Source organism: Paenibacillus taichungensis (assembly GCF_050994985.1).
Lineage (GTDB): Bacteria > Bacillota > Bacilli > Paenibacillales > Paenibacillaceae > Paenibacillus > Paenibacillus taichungensis.
Map to the genome: position 1 here is coordinate 1,983,759 of NZ_CP194720.1, position 18,288 is coordinate 2,002,046.

The window sequence follows — 18,288 nt, forward strand, 5'->3', positions numbered from 1 at the left end:
CGTTAATTATGAAACAGGTACTAAAACAAGGTGCCGATCTTTGCATAAAAAATCCCCCACAGGCGCAGAGCCAAAATGGGGGTCAACAATATTCGACGTTAGTTATTACCGGTTCATCCACTTCGGCAGTTCATCAAGCAACTGCTCCAAAGCCAGCAGGTTATCGGTGTTCCATTCAGCAGAGGTGGTATAGACGTTCCCATTCTGAACTGCAGGTAACGTTTGCCACAATGGGCTTTGCATCATCCGATCTGACTCTGCCTGGCTCTCGTCGTTGCCGAGAACGAGTACAAAGAGATGATCCCCCGCGTATTCCGGCAGCAGTTCTTCCGACACTTCAATGAAGGTTTGGTCTTTGGCGATAATATTCTGCTGAATGGCCGGCGGGATTGCGAATCCGCGCTCTTGATACAGGACTACGCCCAGCGAACGATTGCCCATAACGTAGAGTTTTTTGCCCAATTGCAAGAAAATCGTTGCCGTCTCACCGTCTTCCAATTGCAGTTTGTCCCACATCAATTCCGATTTTGCATCAAATTTGGTTATCCATTTTTCTGCCTCATCTTTTTTGTCAAATATGGTACCGAGCTCTCGCACGCGTTCTTTGAACGGCAATGCTGAATTAAAGGGGATGGTAGGAGCAATCTTTGCAAAAGCCGTATTTCGGTCTGCATCTTCTGTGTAGCCATTTAAAATCAAATCAGGCTGCAAGGCAGCTATTGCCTCCAGGTCTCCAGGATTCCCAACATCCTCAATACCTTCCAATCGGCCTTCCGTATAGCTGCCCGTGGCATGAACCAGATTGGCTCCAACGACAGGAATGTCCATTGCGAGCAGATCTTCTAGTGTAGAACCAAGATAAATGACCCGCTGTGATTGCGCCGGAATCTCAACCTGTTCACCTGATTGGGTTGTATAGCTTATGGTTTGCTCACGATTCTCCTCAAGCTCCTGAGAAGGAATGCTTTCCGAACGACTGCACGCTGCCAACACAGCAAGAAGAAGGAAGCTTGCTCCCCATATTTTTAGTTGTTTCATTAATGTGCTGTTCATTCCTGTTGCCCCCTGCTTTTTTTGGTTTATAAATGATAATGATTATCAATTACAAATGTTATTATAGGCATCATTAAGAGGGGAGACAATGAAAAAAAAGCAACGAATTTGTTTGGACAAATGTCAATGGACCGATCTATTTACCATAAAAGCAATCAACTCTGGATTGCCTTTTTGTTATGTAAACGTATAATGAGAGCTTGAAGGGAGAGGAACGCCATGACCATCGAAGCCAGCTTCCGCCGGGCCAATCACATATGCAATCGTTATATTACAAAAGTGGAGCAAACAGGGCTTTCATTGTCCATTTTGTATTGGGGATTCATGCCCGATCATTTCGACAATGCCTTCCACCGGCATTCCTTTTTTGAGGCTTGTTATGTGGTAGACGGTGAAGGAAGCTACATAGAACAAAACCAGCATTATGCTTTAAATAAAGGAACCGCATTTCTATCTCTTCCAGGCGTATGGCATCAAATTCGCAGCCAGACCGGACTGACACTTTCTTATGTGGCTTTCGAACTGGATGAAGCCCACACAGATGTTTATTATACTGAATTTTTCCGTCGACTTGCCGAGCTTGGACAAAGCGTATCCCAGCAAGCGGACCTTACGCCAACTGGCCATTTATGGCAAGCGCTCATTACTTCTTTCGACCAGCCTGGGGCAACTCTTCCACTTGCTGTAAAGCAAATTTCCGCTTCTCTGCTGTTATCGATAGCAGATTTGCACGTTCCGACTCGAACAGACTCGGCCGATATGGGAGAGCAGCCCATGGAACAGAATACGTTGTTCCGACAGGCCAAACGATACATTGATGATAATTTGATCAATGAGCTTACACTTATGACGGTGTCAAGGCACCTCCACATTTCATCCCGTCACCTGACCCGGTTGTTTCAGGAAAATCTGGGGCAGTCCTTCGTCCACTACATTCAGGAACGACGTGTGCAGCAAGCCGCTGGGCTCTTATTAAATGAACAGACACCAATTAAAGATATCGCCATCAAGTGCGGGTTCCAATCCGTGCACTATTTTACCCGGATATTCACCCGCGAGCTTGGTGTTTCCCCGGCCAAATTCCGACGCAATCAGTTTGCCGAAGGCCGCTCTGGCAAAATGCATTACCCACCCCGAATGTCCTGATTGTACAAAAACACAGCTTGATCGTTTAAAGACAGCACCTCCAACTCCCTATACAATGATGAACATAAATCGATATAGAGTTGGAGGTTTTAAACATGCCCCGAATAGCCCCTTTGGCCTTTCAAACCAACCCAGTCAATTTCATTCAGCTTCAGCCCGACCAAGAGACAGAACCGGGGATCTGGAATGCGTATGAAGAATGGCTTGATCAAATTTGGCCTGAATGTGTACAGAATGATTTGCTTCCTTTTTATATGGTCATTGATGGTACACATGGTGCCGCATTCAACGAATGTCTGGCAATACTGCGGTCGCGCTGCCACCTAGAGAGCAGGGTTTTAATTGAAATAGACAGCGCTGATTATTTAAAGTCTTCTACAGATTTGCTTCAGCAGTTTCACCCTTATCTGACGGATAACCGTGCTTTTGGCGTTATAGCCTCAGACGTCAGCGTTAAGGATTATTTCCGGCCACATGCACAGTCGGTCTGGCTCAGTGATGTAGACGATCAACTTCGGCTTTATCACTCCGCTGAACATGCAGAGGTCCAGTCGCCAAACATAGATCAGTTAGCCCCCATCGTTGTGACCTTTGGGTCTGGATCTGGTTTCCTTTCTACAGCATCAGGTTTAACGAACATTTCTCTGTTTTGCGACTTATCCAGAGAGGCACAGCAGAAACTGCATCAGCAGGGGATGGGTTCTTTGGGGTTAGGCCCTTGCCGGGATACGGTCGAAACCTATAAGCATGCCTTGTTTCTGGAATGGCCCGTCTGGGAGGAATATCGCAAACGCCACTTGTATGACTTTGATTACTATGTGGATACGAACAACCGGGAACGACCCGTTTTGGTCACCGTCCCTATGCTGCGCCGACTTTTGGCTTCAGCAGCCCAGCAGCCTTTTCGAGTAAAGCCGTTTTTTGCACCGGGGATTTGGGGCGGACAGTATTTAAAAGAACTATGCGACCTGCCTAAGGATTGGAATAACTGCGCATGGGGGTTTGAACCTATCGCACCGGAGAACACGCTATTAATCGGTTATCGGGATTTTATAGTGGAGCTTCCTTTCCCACTGCTACTGTCGGCTCATCCAGAAGCAATTATGGGCGAGCGCAATGTGCAACTGTTTGGGGACTATTTTCCGATCCGGTTTGATTATCTCGATACGATCGACGGGGATCATCTGTCTTTGCAGGTCCACCCCCAGCAGGCATACATTGAGCACACCTTCAACGAAACGATGACGCAGCAGGAATCCTATTACATTATGGAACAGAAGGAAGGCGCCAAACCTTTTGTGGGACTGGGTTTCACGGAGGGTACAACCGGGGAGGAGCTGCTTCAGGCGGTTGAATCTGCCCACACCTTGGGACAACCGCTGAAGATCCCAGAATATGTGAACATTTGGGATGCGAATAAGGGTGACCTGTTTCTGATCCCGCCAGGCGCCGTACATTTTTCGGGCAAAAACAATCTGGTGCTGGAGATCTCTTCGACAACATGGTGGTTTACCTTCAAAATATACGACCATTTGCGGCTGGACAGAGACGGGCGGCCGCGTCCGATCAACGGCGATCATGCCAGTGCCAACATGCAGGAACAGTTTGACATGGATTACGTTCAGAAGCATTTGATAGCGGTTCCAAAGGAAAGCCGGGTACAGGGAGACAGCAGGGAAGAGCTGCTAGGCGAACGGGAGGATCTGCTTTTTCAGATCAAAAGATTAAAACTGGACGGAGAGTGGATCGACGATACGGCTGGCGAGTTTGTTATGTTTAACCTCGTAGAAGGTGACCGTGTGCGGCTGACTCCGCTGGATGATAAGACAGCGGCTGTGGAGTGGGGGTACGCCGAAGCGTATATCGTTCCTGCCTCCATCGGAGGTTTCCGTCTGGAGTCTCTGGGTGACCGATCGTGCACTCTGATCCGGGCACAGGTTTCCCCAGACTGGAACACGCCTCTGCTTCCGCATCACTGGAAATCTGGTGAACCTTTATGAACCCTGACGTCACGATTGCCATTGATGCCGGGGGGACCTTTTTGAAGGGTGCCGTTGTACTGAGTGACGGGAATCTTCTACCACAACTTTATGTCAAAAGGTCATCGCACTCCGACAGTAGCGCGTATGAAATCGCCTCCAATCTGGCTGGCGTGATCCAGGAGCTTGCCGCGGCATACGTCACCTACATGGAGAGGCTAAGTACCGATAAAGGGACCCGGGCCACTTTTGCCAATTTTCACATCGGCTTTGCTTTCCCCGGACCTTTTGAATACGACACAGGGGTTTCCCGTATCCAGGGATTGAATAAATACGAGCAGCTTTATGAATTCAATCTAAAAACACTGCTGCGGTGTGAATTAACGGCTCTTGCAGCGGAGCCCACTGCTCCTACATGGATGACCCAGCTTGCCAACGCAGATATTCGTTTTGGCAATGATGCTACTCTGTTCGCTCTGGGGGTCAGCAGGCTTTTTCCACAGGACAGATTGCTTTGCCTTACATTGGGAACGGGCCTTGGCTCCGCTTTTGTTGAGAACCGGTCCATTGTCAGCGGAAAATGGGGAATTCCCGACTCAGGCATGTTGTATGCCGAGCAATACAACGGAGGAACCGTGGATGATCTGTTCGGAAGCCGAGGCATTTTGGCCTTGGCAGATAGCCATGATGCTCGAAGCCAGGGAGAGGACGTGTACCATCTGGCCATAGCGGCCAGACAGGGGAATTCCTCCGCCATCCGCGTATGGCAGCTTTACGGTCAGCGGCTTGGGGAAATGCTGCGTCCATACGTGGCAGAGTTTCGCCCCGCTCGTCTGATCTTGGGGGGGCAAATTGCCGAAACCCATGATCTATTTGGCAGCGCGCTTTCTGAAGCGCTCTTGCCCGAGAAGATTGCTCTGCATAATGAGAAACAAATGCAGGAGCATGTGTTCCATGGGATTTTCCAACTCGTAAAAGGTACCTAATCCATCAACAAAGGAGAAAAAAAGATGACACTCGAACAACAAATCAAACAGGCAGCCATCCCAACGCTTGAACGGAAATGGAAAATATACGTCATTCACCATTCCCATACTGACATTGGTTATACGGACCGGCAGGAGAAGATTGAACAATATCATATCGATTTTATCCGTCAGGCGCTGCGTATTGTTAATGATGCTCATAACGGTGTAAACCCCGAGTGGAAAGGGTTCCGTTGGACCTGTGAGACCTTCTGGGCCGTGGAGCAATTCCTGAAGCAGGCTCGAGACGAGGAAAAAGTTGCATTTGCCGATGCTGTGCGGCGCGGCGATATCGAGCTATCCGGCACGTATTTGAATATGACCGAGCTGCCCGACCTACAGTTGTTGAACAAAATACACAGCAAAGCTCAGACATATGCCAAATCTATCGGTCACCCAATAGACAGTGCGATGACGGCGGATATCAATGGCTACAGCTGGGGATATGCCGATAGCCTGCTAAATAACGGAATCGGACATTTATTCAGCTGTATACATACTCATCACGGCATGTATGCGCTGGGCCGCAAGCAGTCCCCTTTCTGGTGGGAAGCTCCAAGTGGGGAACGCCTGCTGGTCTGGAATGGAGACCACTACATGCTTGGCAACGAGCTTGGTTTCTGTCCTGGTGCGCTTGGCAAATACATGATTCGTGATGAATTCGGCCACAGACTTGTGGAACCAGCGAACATTCATAATCAAATTGCCAATATTCGCATCCACCGATACTTGGCCCAGCTTGAGGCGGAGCAGTATCCGTATGATTTCGTGCCGATGATGCTGTCCGGACTGCCCACAGACAACGGATCGCCCAATAGCGCAATCATGGAATGGATCGATGCATGGAATCGTCAAAACGGCGAGGGAATTCCCGTGGAGATGAGTACGTTGAGCGGCTTTTTTGCCCGCTTGAAGGAGGAAGGGACGGATGATCTGCCTGTGCATAAAGGGGATTGGCCAGACTGGTGGTCAGACGGTGTAAGCTCCACACCGATGCACACCCAGATTTACCGTGACGCACAGCGGACGCTTCGCAAGGTGGAGAAGCTCGACCCTGAACAGAAAAGTGTTAGCCTCCAGGAAATCGAGGCCGTAGAGCAGGCGCTTACTCTTTATGCCGAACACACTTGGGGGTATCACTCCTCTGTTTATGAACCGTGGCACAAAAATGTGCAGATGCTTGAGGTTCGCAAGACAGCTCACGCTGCAGAGGCAAGCAGGCTTGCTTACCGCGCGCTAGATCAGGTGCTGCTTGCCGATAATGCCGCCACCTTGTACCCGGGGCGTCCTTATCGCTTCAAGGTAACGAATCTCTCGGAGCGGGAGGTAACCGAGTTGGTTCAGTTGAAGCTTGAAGGGTGGGAACCGGATGAGCTATTGAACGGAGTAGAAGTAATCCGGGAGGATACGGGACAGGTTCTGATCCAGCAGTCAAGCCACCCACAGACGATTATTGCGGAACTTAAGCTCCAAGGCATGGAGAGCTGCATATTGATCCTGCGCCCAATACTGGCAGCGCAGAATAGTCTTTCTTCCTTAACGTCAACCTCCAATTCGAAGCTGATCGGTGCTGACCAGGTGTACGATATGGAGGATATGCATTCCTTAACGACAGCGGGACAGCAAGCGCCGGTCTCCGTTTGCCAAACGGGGCTGGAGTCACCTTATGTACGCTTGACTTGGTCGAAAGAGCGCGGCATCGTGTCGTGGATCGATAAGGAGACAGGCCGCGAACTGCTGAAAGCAGATGATCTGTATGGGGCGTTTACACCCATCTATGAGGTGACAAATCCAGCGAACCCTGCAGATGCATCTCAGGTATGGAGCGTTCGTTCCAAAATGGGACGCAATCGTAAAGGCCTTAACGTGGAGCGTTCGGTTGGTCAGCTCATCTCAGTGCGCGCGGTGGATAATGGACCGCTGTATGCTACCGTTGAGCTTGGTTATCAGCTCAAGGGCATCGCCTATTTTTCACTACACTTGCGGATCTATACCCGTCAAAACCGAATGGATATTTCGGCGCGGTTCCATAAAGAGAGCATCTGGAATCCGGAGAACGTTTATCTGGCTCTGCCGTTCACCCCAGGAGGCACTGGGCCAGTTACCCTGTTAGCCGACAAGCCAGGAGGCCTCGTTCGCCCCTGGAAGGATCAGATTCCAGGAACTTGCCTGGATTATTCCGCTGTACAGTCGGGCATTGCCTGGCAGGATAATGACCGCAGTCTGCTGCTTGCTGTCCCGGACACACCTCTCGTGCAATGGGGAACGCTGGATTACGGGACCAGAAAGGTCCACACGCAGCAAGCGCCTGACGCTCAACCGGAAGCTTATGCCTGGCTGATGACGAATTATTGGGAAACGAATTTCAAAGCAACATTGGGCGGCTTCTATGAGTTTCAATATCATATTTCGGCTGGTGGCAGACTTTCGGTTGAAGATATGGCCGCAGCCCTGCATGCGTTGAACGAGCCATTTGTGGTTACACGGGTTAATGAAAAATAAAGATACACATAACAGATATAAACTTATAGTCGATAAAACAACAACCAGCAGGCTTCCACATGGAGGCCTGCTGGTTGTTGGCGTTCGGTCTTTTAGTTCGCGTAAGATTTGGTATTTTTGCTTAATGATGTTGTTAAAGCTGAAATGTATTTAAGCCTACTCTTGAGCTGCCTCTAGCTCAGTAATTTGCGCTTTGTATTGCTTCAGAAGGTCGGCAAGGGAAGTCTTGATTGCCGCTTCGTCCTTAGCTGTTACAGCATTATTCAAATTACTTTGTGCTAAGAAGAATGCACTGGCAGCTGTAGTACCGCTAAATTGAAGACTTTCAGCATTCGCTATAACCGCGCTTGTTGTTCCGGTTGATTTTTCGTCAAGATTCAGAGGGCTGACGGCAATTGGCACTCCAGATTCTGCATTCTCAACTAATCCTTCCAGATCCGAACTGCTTGTGGTAATGGAGAAAGACAAGGTGTTCTTATTTTCGGAATTAGGTAATTTTTCGGCTTTTACACTCTCAACTGACGTAAGTTTGCCTTCCTCAACCTTTAAGACCTGCATTTCTTTGATCTCACCTGGTTTGGCGTTCTCGGAAACTTTCTTCCATTCGTCAGAGTCTACATCAACAGCAACCAAAGTGGCCATTACTTGGGATGTAGAGTTTTGCGAAAGCAGTTTATTGTAACGAGCCAGCGTTTTTTCCCATTCGTTTACTGTTTCTGGCGCGTATTTTTTGGCCAGCTCCACGGGGTTAGCCAATGTAAAGGCTGCGATAGCGGGTTTCGCATCTTTCAAGGTGGCTGCTCCGTTTGTAACAGCATTTGTGTTAGCGGCGCTGTCAGCATTCGCGACAATCGGTGCGGAGATCGCAGTGAGCAGCAGGGCGGACAGGGCAACATTTCTGAATTTAAAACTGTAGTTCATTTCGTAACACTCCTTATGATTTGGTTTGTCTTACAGTTATCAATTTACCGAAGGAGTGTGGCACAATATTGGTGTAATTGTGGAAAAACAATGGCAAAGCTCTTCCCATATAAATACCTTTGGTATACTCACTATAGAGAAAAGTACAGGAGGCCCCGTTCATGAATAACGATTACCTCATCGCGGTTGTAGACGATGACGAGAATATACGCACACTTATTCAAGCTTATTTGCACAAAGAGAACTATCGAACGATAGGCCTTGCTAATGCGGAGGATGCCTGGTCTTTATATAGAATAAGTCCGCCGAGCATGTGGGTGATGGACATTATGCTGCCCGGGATGGATGGCTATGAATTATGCAAACGCATCCGGAATGAAGGAGAGGTACCCATTATTATGATCTCGGCGAAGGATAATGAGGTGGACAAAATACTTGGCCTTGAGCTGGGCAGTGACGATTATTTGGTGAAGCCTTTCAGCCCCCGTGAGCTGGTAGCCCGCATCAAGCGGCAGCTGGAACGTTGGATTAGACTTACCGGTGCGGAAGAAAGAGCTGTTGTAAGCGAAGCTGCGGCGCCACGAATCGATATCGGAGAGCTTCAATTAATGTTGGAAGAGAGGCGGGCCATATGGCGAGGGGAAGAAGTGGACCTGACCAGCAAAGAGTTCACCATGCTCAAGGTACTGGCTGAACATCCAAATCGTGCGTTTACTAGGGACGAGCTGCTCAGTTTTGTCTGGGGAGAAGATTATTTTGGCAGTGACCGTGCCGTGGATCATTTAATTAAGCGGATTCGCAAAAAGATTGAGGAACTTCCCGTCGAGTCGGTGTGGGGACACGGGTATCGTATGCGTACAGATCGGAGTGAAGTTTAATATGAAACTTGTTCATCAAATTAACCTTGCGTTCGGATTGTCACTGGTTCTGATCCTCTCCGTCACGGCCGTTTTACTTCATTATGTGCTGCTGGATCATTTCATTGGAACAGAGAAGAATGATCTCAAGACGTTAAGTGCGGCGATGTCTGCTTCTATAACGAAAACGGGGGATCTCACAATGAGTCCTGTACTTACGACTGGAACTGCTGTCACGATGCCTAATTTGAATATTACGGGTATGCAGTCCGTCCAGTTGGTTACGGGAGAGGCTACGAGTGCTCCCTCAACACTCATTCCTGCGGATGTTGAAGCCTTTGTCACTGATTTTAACGGAAATGTGCTGTCAGGGACTTTGTCTGTGAGTGGTACAACCGGAATGGCGAGCAGTAACACATTGACTGAAGCCGTACCAGCAAACTTGTCGAAATACACAGCGGTCACTTCATCCAGCATCAAGGACCTGTGGAAGGGAACGGATGGGCGTTATGTGATGGATGTCAGTCCCATCCCCCAAGGAACCCTGACTCTGTTGACTCCTATGAGCAAGATTAAAGCAATCGAACAGGCGTTACTGGGTCGTCTCATCCTGGTGATCTGTATCGTTGGAGCCATTATGTTCCTGCTCAGTTTGTTTATTACGAAAAGGCTGATTCAGCCATTGATGAATCTGAAGCAGGAACTTAAGAAGGTCAAACAACGTCATTTCACGGATGTGCAGCTGGTCAAGGCTGGCGGTGAGATTGGAGCTGTAGCACAGACGGTATACGAGATGGCTGGTGAACTGAACAGGTTCAATGAGGTGCAGAAGCTGTTTTTTCAGAATGCTTCTCATGAGCTGAAGACCCCTCTGATGTCCATTGCAGGCTATGCGGAGGGCATTCGAGATGGAATCTTTGAAGGTGATAATGTCCGTAAAGGGCTGGACGTGATCCTGGGGGAGAGCGGCAGATTAGGAAAGATTATCACCGAAATGACGCTGCTCGCGAAGCTGGATAGTGAAGAGGATATCTTCAAACCTTCCAAGGTCAGTCTGAATGAATTGTTGACGGAAACGTCCGAACGTGTCAATCCGCTGCTTGTAAAGAAAGGACTTACACTCCATATCGCTTGTCCGGACAATAAGGAGCTGTTCGTCATGGCTGATCAGGATAAACTGCTACAGGCACTGCTCAACGTCGTGACGAATGCTGCAAGATACGCCAGAGAAGAAATTCACATCACTGCGAACTTGGAAAAAGGGAAGATCGCGCTATCCGTTTCGGATGACGGTCCCGGCTTTCCGCAGGAGCTGCTTCCCACCTTATTCCACCGTTTTGTCAAAGGAAAAGACGGTGAGTCCGGACTGGGTCTGGCGATTGCCCGGGCTATTGTGGAACGCTGCGGCGGGCTGATTCAGGCCACCAACCGTAAGGAGGGAGGAGCTGTAATCTCGTTTGGCTTCCCTGCGGCTCAACGTGTCTGAAAGGAAAGGACGGCAACAATATCCTTCTAGCTGCACCAAACCTCGAAGTGAGAGATATAGAGGAAATGCTCGAGTGGGTTCGTGTCGCCAATCGCCAATATAAATACTTCGCATAAGTGGCTTTGTGTTTACTCCGCTCTCCCTGCACTATAGGGAGAGCTTTTTTAAATTTTGGATTCGGATATGATGGATGGCATGCTGCTGATATCACCATACGGATGCTTTGAATTCCTTATGGTAGCAGCGACTCCTTATTCATTGTCGCATTTTTACGGAAATCTAGCGGAGCTTGATTATAGTATTTTTTGAACTGATGGTAGAAGTGGCTGACGTTCTCAAATCCCGCTTCCAGTGCAATCTCAAGCACACGAAGCTCAGTCGTGAGCAGCAAGTTTTTGGCTACATTCAGCCGAAGCTGATTAATATACTCTGTTGGTGTCTGATTCAGATATTGACGAAAGGCACGGTTCACATGACCAACGCTTCGACCTGACAATTCATAGAGCGCATGAAGACCACGAATCATGTTTTCCTTCAGCTGCATTTTGGAGATCGCATGCTCAAGCCATAGCGGGAGAATGGGTTGTTCAATGGTTTCCAACTCAAAGAAGTGCTGCGTAAAAATCTGAATAATCAGCCCTTTTGCGTATACGCGAGCCTTCTTCTTATCCACTGTGGAGAGCATCATAATGCGTTCAAAGCTTCGAACCATCTCTGTCATTTCTAACTGAGATAACATGGCAATCTGGGGAACGGGAGCCTGCAAGAGTCCTTGCGCATACTTCTGTTCATTCAAGTAGGCTAAAGCTTCTTCTATTACTGCGGAACGACACGGGCTATTCAGAAAACGGCAGTCCTGAGTGCCTTCCGGTTCATAACGGTGAATATCATGCGGTCGAATAAAGACAAGGCAGCCCGGCCTTAAATGCTGGGTTGTTCCATTGACGATATGTTGGCACTGCCCTTCACTTAGAATGAAGAACTCGTAAAAGTCATGGGTATGCTCGGGTGATACTTTCGATAAGGAATCGACCCAGAACGGATCTACGAGCAGGTCGGGATGGATGTGAGTAGACGCTGTGTATTTGATCATGGCTCGAACCTCTCCAGTTATTGTTAATGTCAAAATAGCACACGAATTCCGTGAACACAACATAAGAAAGTATGGAGACCTCTTGATAGAATGAAATAGATTACAAAGACATCAGGAGGTATCACAAATGTTGCTTATCGATCTCAATGGCAGGTGGCAAATGAAGAGAGTGGATCATGCCGAATGGCTTCCGGCTACGGTTCCAGGTTCGGTCTTTAATGATTTGCTTCAAGCTGGACAAATGGAAGACCCTTACTACCGCGAGCAAGAGCAGGCGGCACTTGAACTGTGTGATTATGATTATGAATACAAACACTCTTTTGAAGTAAGCGCAGCGGATCTCAAGCATGACCGGATCATCCTGTTATGTGAAGGGTTGGATACAATTGGCGAATTGTTTCTGAATGGAATGAATATCGCGAATGTAAGTAATATGCACAGTACTTATGAAATCGATATTACTTCCTTTATCAAACAAGGTGAAAATACCATACACATTGTTCTTCGTTCCCCTGTGGAGTATGTACTGCGTAAACAAGCCGAGCGCCCGTTGATTAACTGCAGTGATGCAGTGGAAGGAATCTCCCATTTGCGTAAAGCACACTCCATGTTCGGTTGGGATTGGGGTCCACAATTACCTGATTTGGGAATCTGGCGGAATATCTCCATTCAAGGCTATGATCATGCCCGTTTGGAAGATGTCTACATTACACAGATGCATAGCGAAGGTAAGGTAACCTTAGATGTTCGCGTAAGGGCATCTAGTTGGGTCCAAGAAGAGCGTGAGATCATGGTCACATTAGATACACCATCCGGGGAGACGTTGAAAGGATGCACGTCTGTCGTGAATGATGGGGATCATCATATCTGGATTGAAGTGGACCATCCCGAGTTATGGTGGCCGAATGGTCTGGGCAAACAGCCATTGTATCAGCTAAGCGTTGCGCTTATGGAACAAGGCGTGGAGCTGGATCGTGATGCTAAGCGCATTGGACTGAGAACATTAACTGTGAAGCAAGAGCAGGATCAATGGGGTGAGTCCTTCGAATTTGAAGTGAACGGTGTATCCTTTTTCTCGATGGGTGCTGACTATATTCCGGAAGATAACATCTTGCCGCGCTGTAACCCAGATCGGACAGAACGATTGATCAAGAGCTGTGCGCAAGCCCATTTCAATACAATTCGTGTCTGGGGTGGGGGACATTATCCGGAGAATTACTTCTATGATTTGTGCGACGAATACGGCTTGATTGTATGGCAGGACTTGATGTATGCCTGCGGGGTATATGAACTGACTGAGGAATTTAAGCAATCGATTACTAAAGAGACCATCGATAACATGAAACGCTTGCGTCATCATGCCTCATTAGGAATCTGGTGTGGAAACAATGAGCAGGAGATGGCTTGGGTTGAATGGGACTGGGCGAAGAAAACATCCTTACAGTTACAAGCAGACTATATTAAGCAATATGAGGTATTACTTCCGGCTATTGCGAAGGAATATGATCCAAACACGTTCTACTGGTTAGCTTCACCTTCATCCAAAGGCAGCTTTGACAATCCGAACGATGAAAATTACGGAGACATGCATTACTGGGATGTGTGGCATGGCAAGAAACCTTTTACCGAATTCCGCACATTGTTCCCGCGCTACATGTCCGAATTCGGATTGCAATCCTTCCCGAATCACAAGACCATAGAAACGTTTACGTTGCCGGAAGACCGCAATATCTTCTCACCGGTCATGGAATCTCATCAGAAGAATGGTACGGGAAATGAGAAAATTCTGTATTACATCGGGGAGACGTATCGCTTGCCAAAAGATTTCAATTCCCTGTTATACGCTTCACAGCTCATTCAGGCTGAAGGAATCTCATGTGGGGTTGAGCACTGGCGCAGACATCGTGGACGCTGTATGGGAGCACTGTACTGGCAGTTGAATGATTGCTGGCCTGTTGCTTCCTGGTCCAGTATCGATTACTTTGGTCGCTGGAAAGCACTGCATTATGCAGCCAAACGCTTTTTCGCGCCTGTTCTTGTATCGGCTCGGGAAGATGGTTCGAAGGTAGAACTTCACGTATCGAATGAGAGTAGGAATGCTGTAAAAGGAGCATTGAAATGGAGTCTCATGGATTCGCAATCCAATGAAATCGTAGCTTCTTCAAAAGTGATTGAGTTGAAAGCGTTATCAACCTCATTATTCGAACAGCTTGATTTCACTGAGATGCTCGATACAACTACTAAAAAACGGAATACGTATTTACAGTTTTCCTTTGTGGTGGATGGTGAAGTTGTCAGCGAAGGTACAGTGTTATTTGTGAAGCCAAAGCATTTTGGTTTTATTGATCCTGCAATTGAGACCACGATGACAGAAGAAGAGGATCGTTTTGTTATTACGGTTGATTCGAAAGCTTTTGCACGGTTTGTGGAGCTTGATTTCAGTGAATTAGACGGTATTTTCAGTAACAATTATTTTGACTTGTCAGCAGGTGGAAGAAAGACCATTTCTCTAAAGAAAGATGATCTCAACAAACCGGCATCCCTTGAAGAACTGCAATCACAGCTAATCGTACGCAGCGTATTTGATTTGTAAGTTGTTCCTTCGCTTTTTTCTGATATTGCCAATCCAATCGATAGAAATCCGATCGTTGTTGTATGTTATCGCTTTCAAATGATCTCTATACTGATGGCAGAGGTGGTTAAATGATTGAACGACTGGCAAAATACCGTTGGCAATATGTAATGATCCTACCTGGTGCGATCCTGCTGCTTCTCTTCAGCTACATTCCGATGGTGGGCATCCAGGTGGCATTCAAGGATTTTCACATCGGCAGCACGATGTGGAGTAGTGAATGGGTTGGTTTGGAAAACTTCTCATTCTTGCAAGATGAACAGTTCTGGATTGTGGTGAAGAATACAATTTACATCGCAATTCTCAAGTTTGTATTCGGATTTCCAGCTCCTATTATTTTGGCATTGCTCATCAATGAGGTGAAAAACAACAAATACAAGCGGTTTGTCCAATCCGTTAGTTATCTTCCGCATTTCTTTTCATGGATCGTGGTGGCTTACATTCTGCAATCCCTGCTAACGTTGGACGGCGGATTGGTCAATCAGTTGATAGAGAAGCTCGGGGGAGATTCAATCTTTTTCTTGGGATCCACGGAGTGGTTCCGGCCCATGATCGTAGTGAGTGGTTTATGGAAGGAGGTCGGCTGGAATACGATTTTGTATTTGGCGGCAATTACAACGATTGACCCGCAGCTCTATGAAGCCGCTAGGGTAGAAGGAGCAGGACGGCTTGCACAAATTCGCAACATTACACTGCCGGGTATAATGCCGACCATCTCTATCGTGTTGATTCTCAGTATGCCTGGACTGATAGCAGTAGGCATGGATCAAATCTATCCTCTGATGAATCCGGCCAATCAGCCAGTCGCAGATGTGCTAGACACATATATTTTACGAAATGGCTTGCAGCAAGGTTATTTTGGAATGGCCACTGCAGTGGGTCTCCTTTCTTCGGTCATCAGTCTGGTGTTGGTACTATGCACCAATCAGATGGCGCGAAAGTTCAACGGAGAGGGGCTTTGGTAATATGAGAACTTCTATGAGGGAACGGGTGGGCCAGACAATTATTGTGTTTCTATTGGCCCTTCTCTGTATCTCGGTAATCTATCCATTCACGTATATGCTCGCCGTTTCCTTAAACGTTGGCAGCGATGCGGCAAAGGGCGGTGTCTATCTGTGGCCTAGAGAGTTTACTTTGTACAATTATGAGGTTGTGCTTGGGAATTCGGTTATTCAACATGCCTACTTAATTACGATATCCCGTACAATCGTAGGCACTTTTGTCGGCTTACTGATCACACTTCTGGCGGCTTATGGCTTGTCCTATCGGCAGCTTCCTTTCAGGAAATCCCTCCTGGGATACGTGCTGATTACGATGCTGTTTAGTGGCGGATTAATCCCTTTGTATATCCAGCTTAATCACTTGTCATTATTAAACTCATTCTGGGTGTATATCATTCCGTCCGCTTTCTCGGCGTGGAATATGTTTGTGATGATGAAATTCATCCAGGGGATTCCGGAAGCACTGATCGAATCGGCTGAGATTGATGGTGCCAATCCTGTCCGCATTCTCTTCGTTATTATTATGCCGCTTTCGAAACCCATGCTTGCAGCCATTGGCCTTTTTACTGCAGTGGGGCACTGGAATGACTGGTTTTCTGGCGCATTTTATGTTTCAGATCAGAATCTGATTCCGGTTCAAACGTTTTTGCAACAACTGCTGTCTGCCCAGGATATCTCGACTGTCCTCGGGTCCAACAATAATCAGGAAGCGCTTGCCCGGGGCACCATGCTCTCTAACGTTACACTGATGTCCATCAAAATGGCGACAGTTATGGTAAGCGCGCTTCCGATCCTGTGTGTGTACCCATTCCTGCAAAAGTATTTTGTAAAAGGTGTGCTTATCGGCTCAGTAAAAGGATAACCCAATGAAAAATGAAGCAACAGAATGGGTTTTCTAATCCTATACAATTTCAAAATAACCGAGGGGGACGTATGTGATGAGTTTACGTCAACAAAAGGGAAGAAAACTGGTGCTATTATCCTTGGCTCTACTGATGTTTGGGATAACGGCATGCTCAAGCAGCAGCACAGAGAGTGGCAGCAGTTCTGCAAATTCATTTAAGCTATGGCTGGGATGGAATGCAACAATTAATAACCAAAGTATGGTCCAAATGTATTGGAAAGAAAAGGAGCCGGGCATAGACGTTCGGCTGGAGGCTACGCAGGGAGATGTAATGACAGAGCTGAACCTGAAATTGAATACTGGTGGTTTTGATGATGCAGCTCTGTTCTCACGTAGTGATGTCGTGACCACTGCGATGACGCGTTCGGGCAGCGTTCTTCCGCTTGAGCAATACTTTGATATGCCGGATAAATATCCTGGGTTGGCTTCCATTCCGAAAATCTATCTGGATCAGATGAAAGCTTCGGACGGACATATCTATTCCATTCCGACATGGTTTGATCAAAATCCCGATGATCCTTGGCCTGGTTGGGCTTCCTATGGCTGGTTTGTCCGTACAGATGTACTGGAGAAAACCGGCATGACGATGGATGATCTGAAATCGTTGGATGGTATAGAGAAGTATTTGAGATTGTCGGCTAAGCAGAAAGACGAAAACGGGAAACCGTTGATTCCCCTTAGTTTTCTCTCTGACGCAAGCGATGAAAATGTCATCCTGAGTACATTTGGCGTTACGGTCAGCACAGCGGGCGGCGTCATTCCAGTAGAGAAGCAAGGTAATGACTATCAGTTTATCTATGACAATCCACAATATAAAGCGGCTTACCAATGGATGAACAACATGTTCCGGGAAGGGCTTCTGGATCATGAAGCAATTACAGACAAGAAGGAGCGTTACAAAGAGAAAAACAAATCCGGACGTGTAGCCATGAATGCAGGTGGGTTCTTTAATATGGACGCACAGTTATGGGAGGTTCTTGACGGGCCAACCGATCCGGCATGGTACTATGATGTCATTCCCTATCCGAAAGTGGATGGCGTGAGTGAGATTGGCGCTAATCAGATTATCAATCCTTATCCTGCCAATGACGTTTTTATCAATAAAAATACTAAAAATCTCGATTCCATTCTTGCTTTCTTTGATTACACACTACAGTATAAGCCCGAACAGCAGCAGGTTGTGAATGAAGGTCCGCCAGGAGTGTTCTGGGACTGGGTGGATAAACCGTTGGGAAAATGGGTGTACACGGATGAGAATTACAAGGCCTTGCATGATTCCGGAGATCAAGCGAAGAAGGCAAGCACGACGCCAGAGCTTTACGCGGCTTCTTCCTATAGTAATGACTGGTATCCATGGTGGAATTATGGGGTTACTGATCCGAAAGGAAGATTCAAAACGATCGAATTCACCGAAAAGATTGGCAAAATGGGTGGGACCCGGGTTGCTGAAAACTATGATATGGTGAAGGCCAAACCGGGTGGCTTATGGGAGAAATATTTGCCTGAACTTGATAATGTGCGAAAAGAGTATAAAGCCAAGCTGATTATGGCGAAGGATGACTCACAATTTGAACAGGCTTGGAGTGATTTCCAGGCTGCACTGGAAAAACGAGCACATTGGAGTGAGCTCAAACAGGAATGGCATGAGGAGCTTCAAGGCAAGCAGTAATTAGGAGACGGGGACTGTCG

13 protein-coding genes are annotated in these 18,288 nt (G+C 47.4%); 10 read left to right on the plus strand and 3 right to left on the minus strand.

Going from position 1 to position 18,288, the window contains the following annotated elements; translation table 11 throughout:
• Positions 1 to 105 precede the first annotated feature (105 nt).
• Positions 106 to 1,053, minus strand: coding sequence for an ABC transporter substrate-binding protein (locus tag ACR1R9_RS09190; protein ID WP_433921269.1), 948 nt, complete (start codon positions 1,051 to 1,053; stop codon positions 106 to 108).
• A gap of 219 nt (positions 1,054 to 1,272) precedes the next feature.
• Between ACR1R9_RS09190 and ACR1R9_RS09195 the strand changes: the two genes are divergently transcribed.
• The 4 genes from ACR1R9_RS09195 to ACR1R9_RS09210 all read left to right on the plus strand — a co-directional run bounded on the left by ACR1R9_RS09195 (position 1,273) and on the right by ACR1R9_RS09210 (position 7,705).
• Entirely contained in the window at positions 1,273 to 2,199 is a 927-nt protein-coding gene (locus ACR1R9_RS09195) for an AraC family transcriptional regulator (protein WP_433921268.1), read from the plus strand.
• A 95-nt stretch (positions 2,200 to 2,294) separates the two neighbouring features.
• Complete coding sequence (locus ACR1R9_RS09200) at positions 2,295 to 4,199, plus strand: class I mannose-6-phosphate isomerase (protein WP_433921267.1); 1,905 nt, start codon at positions 2,295 to 2,297, stop codon at positions 4,197 to 4,199.
• Positions 4,196 to 5,164, plus strand: a complete 969-nt coding sequence (locus ACR1R9_RS09205; RefSeq protein ID WP_433921266.1) for an ROK family protein — start codon at positions 4,196 to 4,198, stop codon at positions 5,162 to 5,164. The genes ACR1R9_RS09200 and ACR1R9_RS09205 overlap by 4 nt, the downstream gene beginning before the upstream one ends.
• A gap of 24 nt (positions 5,165 to 5,188) precedes the next feature.
• Positions 5,189 to 7,705: a glycoside hydrolase gene (locus tag ACR1R9_RS09210; RefSeq protein WP_433921265.1), complete on the plus strand. Its 2,517-nt coding sequence runs from the start codon at positions 5,189 to 5,191 to the stop codon at positions 7,703 to 7,705.
• 156 nt (positions 7,706 to 7,861) lie between these two features.
• Here the strand turns inward: ACR1R9_RS09210 and ACR1R9_RS09215 are convergent, their stop codons facing one another.
• Positions 7,862 to 8,626 carry a hypothetical protein gene (locus ACR1R9_RS09215; protein WP_433921264.1) on the minus strand — a complete coding sequence of 255 codons (765 nt, stop codon included), beginning with the start codon at positions 8,624 to 8,626 and terminating at the stop codon, positions 7,862 to 7,864.
• Between the two features lie 161 nt (positions 8,627 to 8,787).
• Here ACR1R9_RS09215 and ACR1R9_RS09220 point away from each other — a divergent pair, with 161 nt between their 5' ends.
• Both ACR1R9_RS09220 and ACR1R9_RS09225 read left to right on the plus strand, forming a co-directional pair.
• Entirely contained in the window at positions 8,788 to 9,504 is a 717-nt protein-coding gene (locus ACR1R9_RS09220) for a response regulator transcription factor (RefSeq protein WP_433921263.1), read from the plus strand.
• Between the two features lies 1 nt (position 9,505).
• Positions 9,506 to 10,969, plus strand: coding sequence for an ATP-binding protein (locus tag ACR1R9_RS09225; protein WP_433921262.1), 1,464 nt, complete (start codon positions 9,506 to 9,508; stop codon positions 10,967 to 10,969).
• Between the two features lie 232 nt (positions 10,970 to 11,201).
• Here ACR1R9_RS09225 and ACR1R9_RS09230 read toward each other — a convergent pair whose 3' ends face one another.
• Positions 11,202 to 12,062, minus strand: coding sequence for an AraC family transcriptional regulator (locus ACR1R9_RS09230; protein WP_163760625.1), 861 nt, complete (start codon positions 12,060 to 12,062; stop codon positions 11,202 to 11,204).
• 127 nt (positions 12,063 to 12,189) lie between these two features.
• On the opposite strand from ACR1R9_RS09230, the gene ACR1R9_RS09235 reads away from it, so the two are divergent.
• The 4 genes from ACR1R9_RS09235 (at position 12,190) to ACR1R9_RS09250 (ending at position 18,268) form a co-directional block, all read left to right on the plus strand.
• A complete protein-coding gene (locus ACR1R9_RS09235; RefSeq protein ID WP_433921261.1) occupies positions 12,190 to 14,655 on the plus strand; it encodes a beta-mannosidase in 2,466 nt (821 codons plus the stop codon).
• Positions 14,656 to 14,765: 110 nt separating this feature from the next.
• A complete protein-coding gene (locus ACR1R9_RS09240; protein WP_076289247.1) occupies positions 14,766 to 15,659 on the plus strand; it encodes an ABC transporter permease in 894 nt (297 codons plus the stop codon).
• A gap of 1 nt (position 15,660) precedes the next feature.
• Positions 15,661 to 16,557, plus strand: coding sequence for a carbohydrate ABC transporter permease (locus ACR1R9_RS09245; protein ID WP_063562693.1), 897 nt, complete (start codon positions 15,661 to 15,663; stop codon positions 16,555 to 16,557).
• Between the two features lie 76 nt (positions 16,558 to 16,633).
• Complete coding sequence (locus ACR1R9_RS09250) at positions 16,634 to 18,268, plus strand: hypothetical protein (RefSeq protein ID WP_433921260.1); 1,635 nt, start codon at positions 16,634 to 16,636, stop codon at positions 18,266 to 18,268.
• Positions 18,269 to 18,288: the final 20 nt, after the last annotated feature.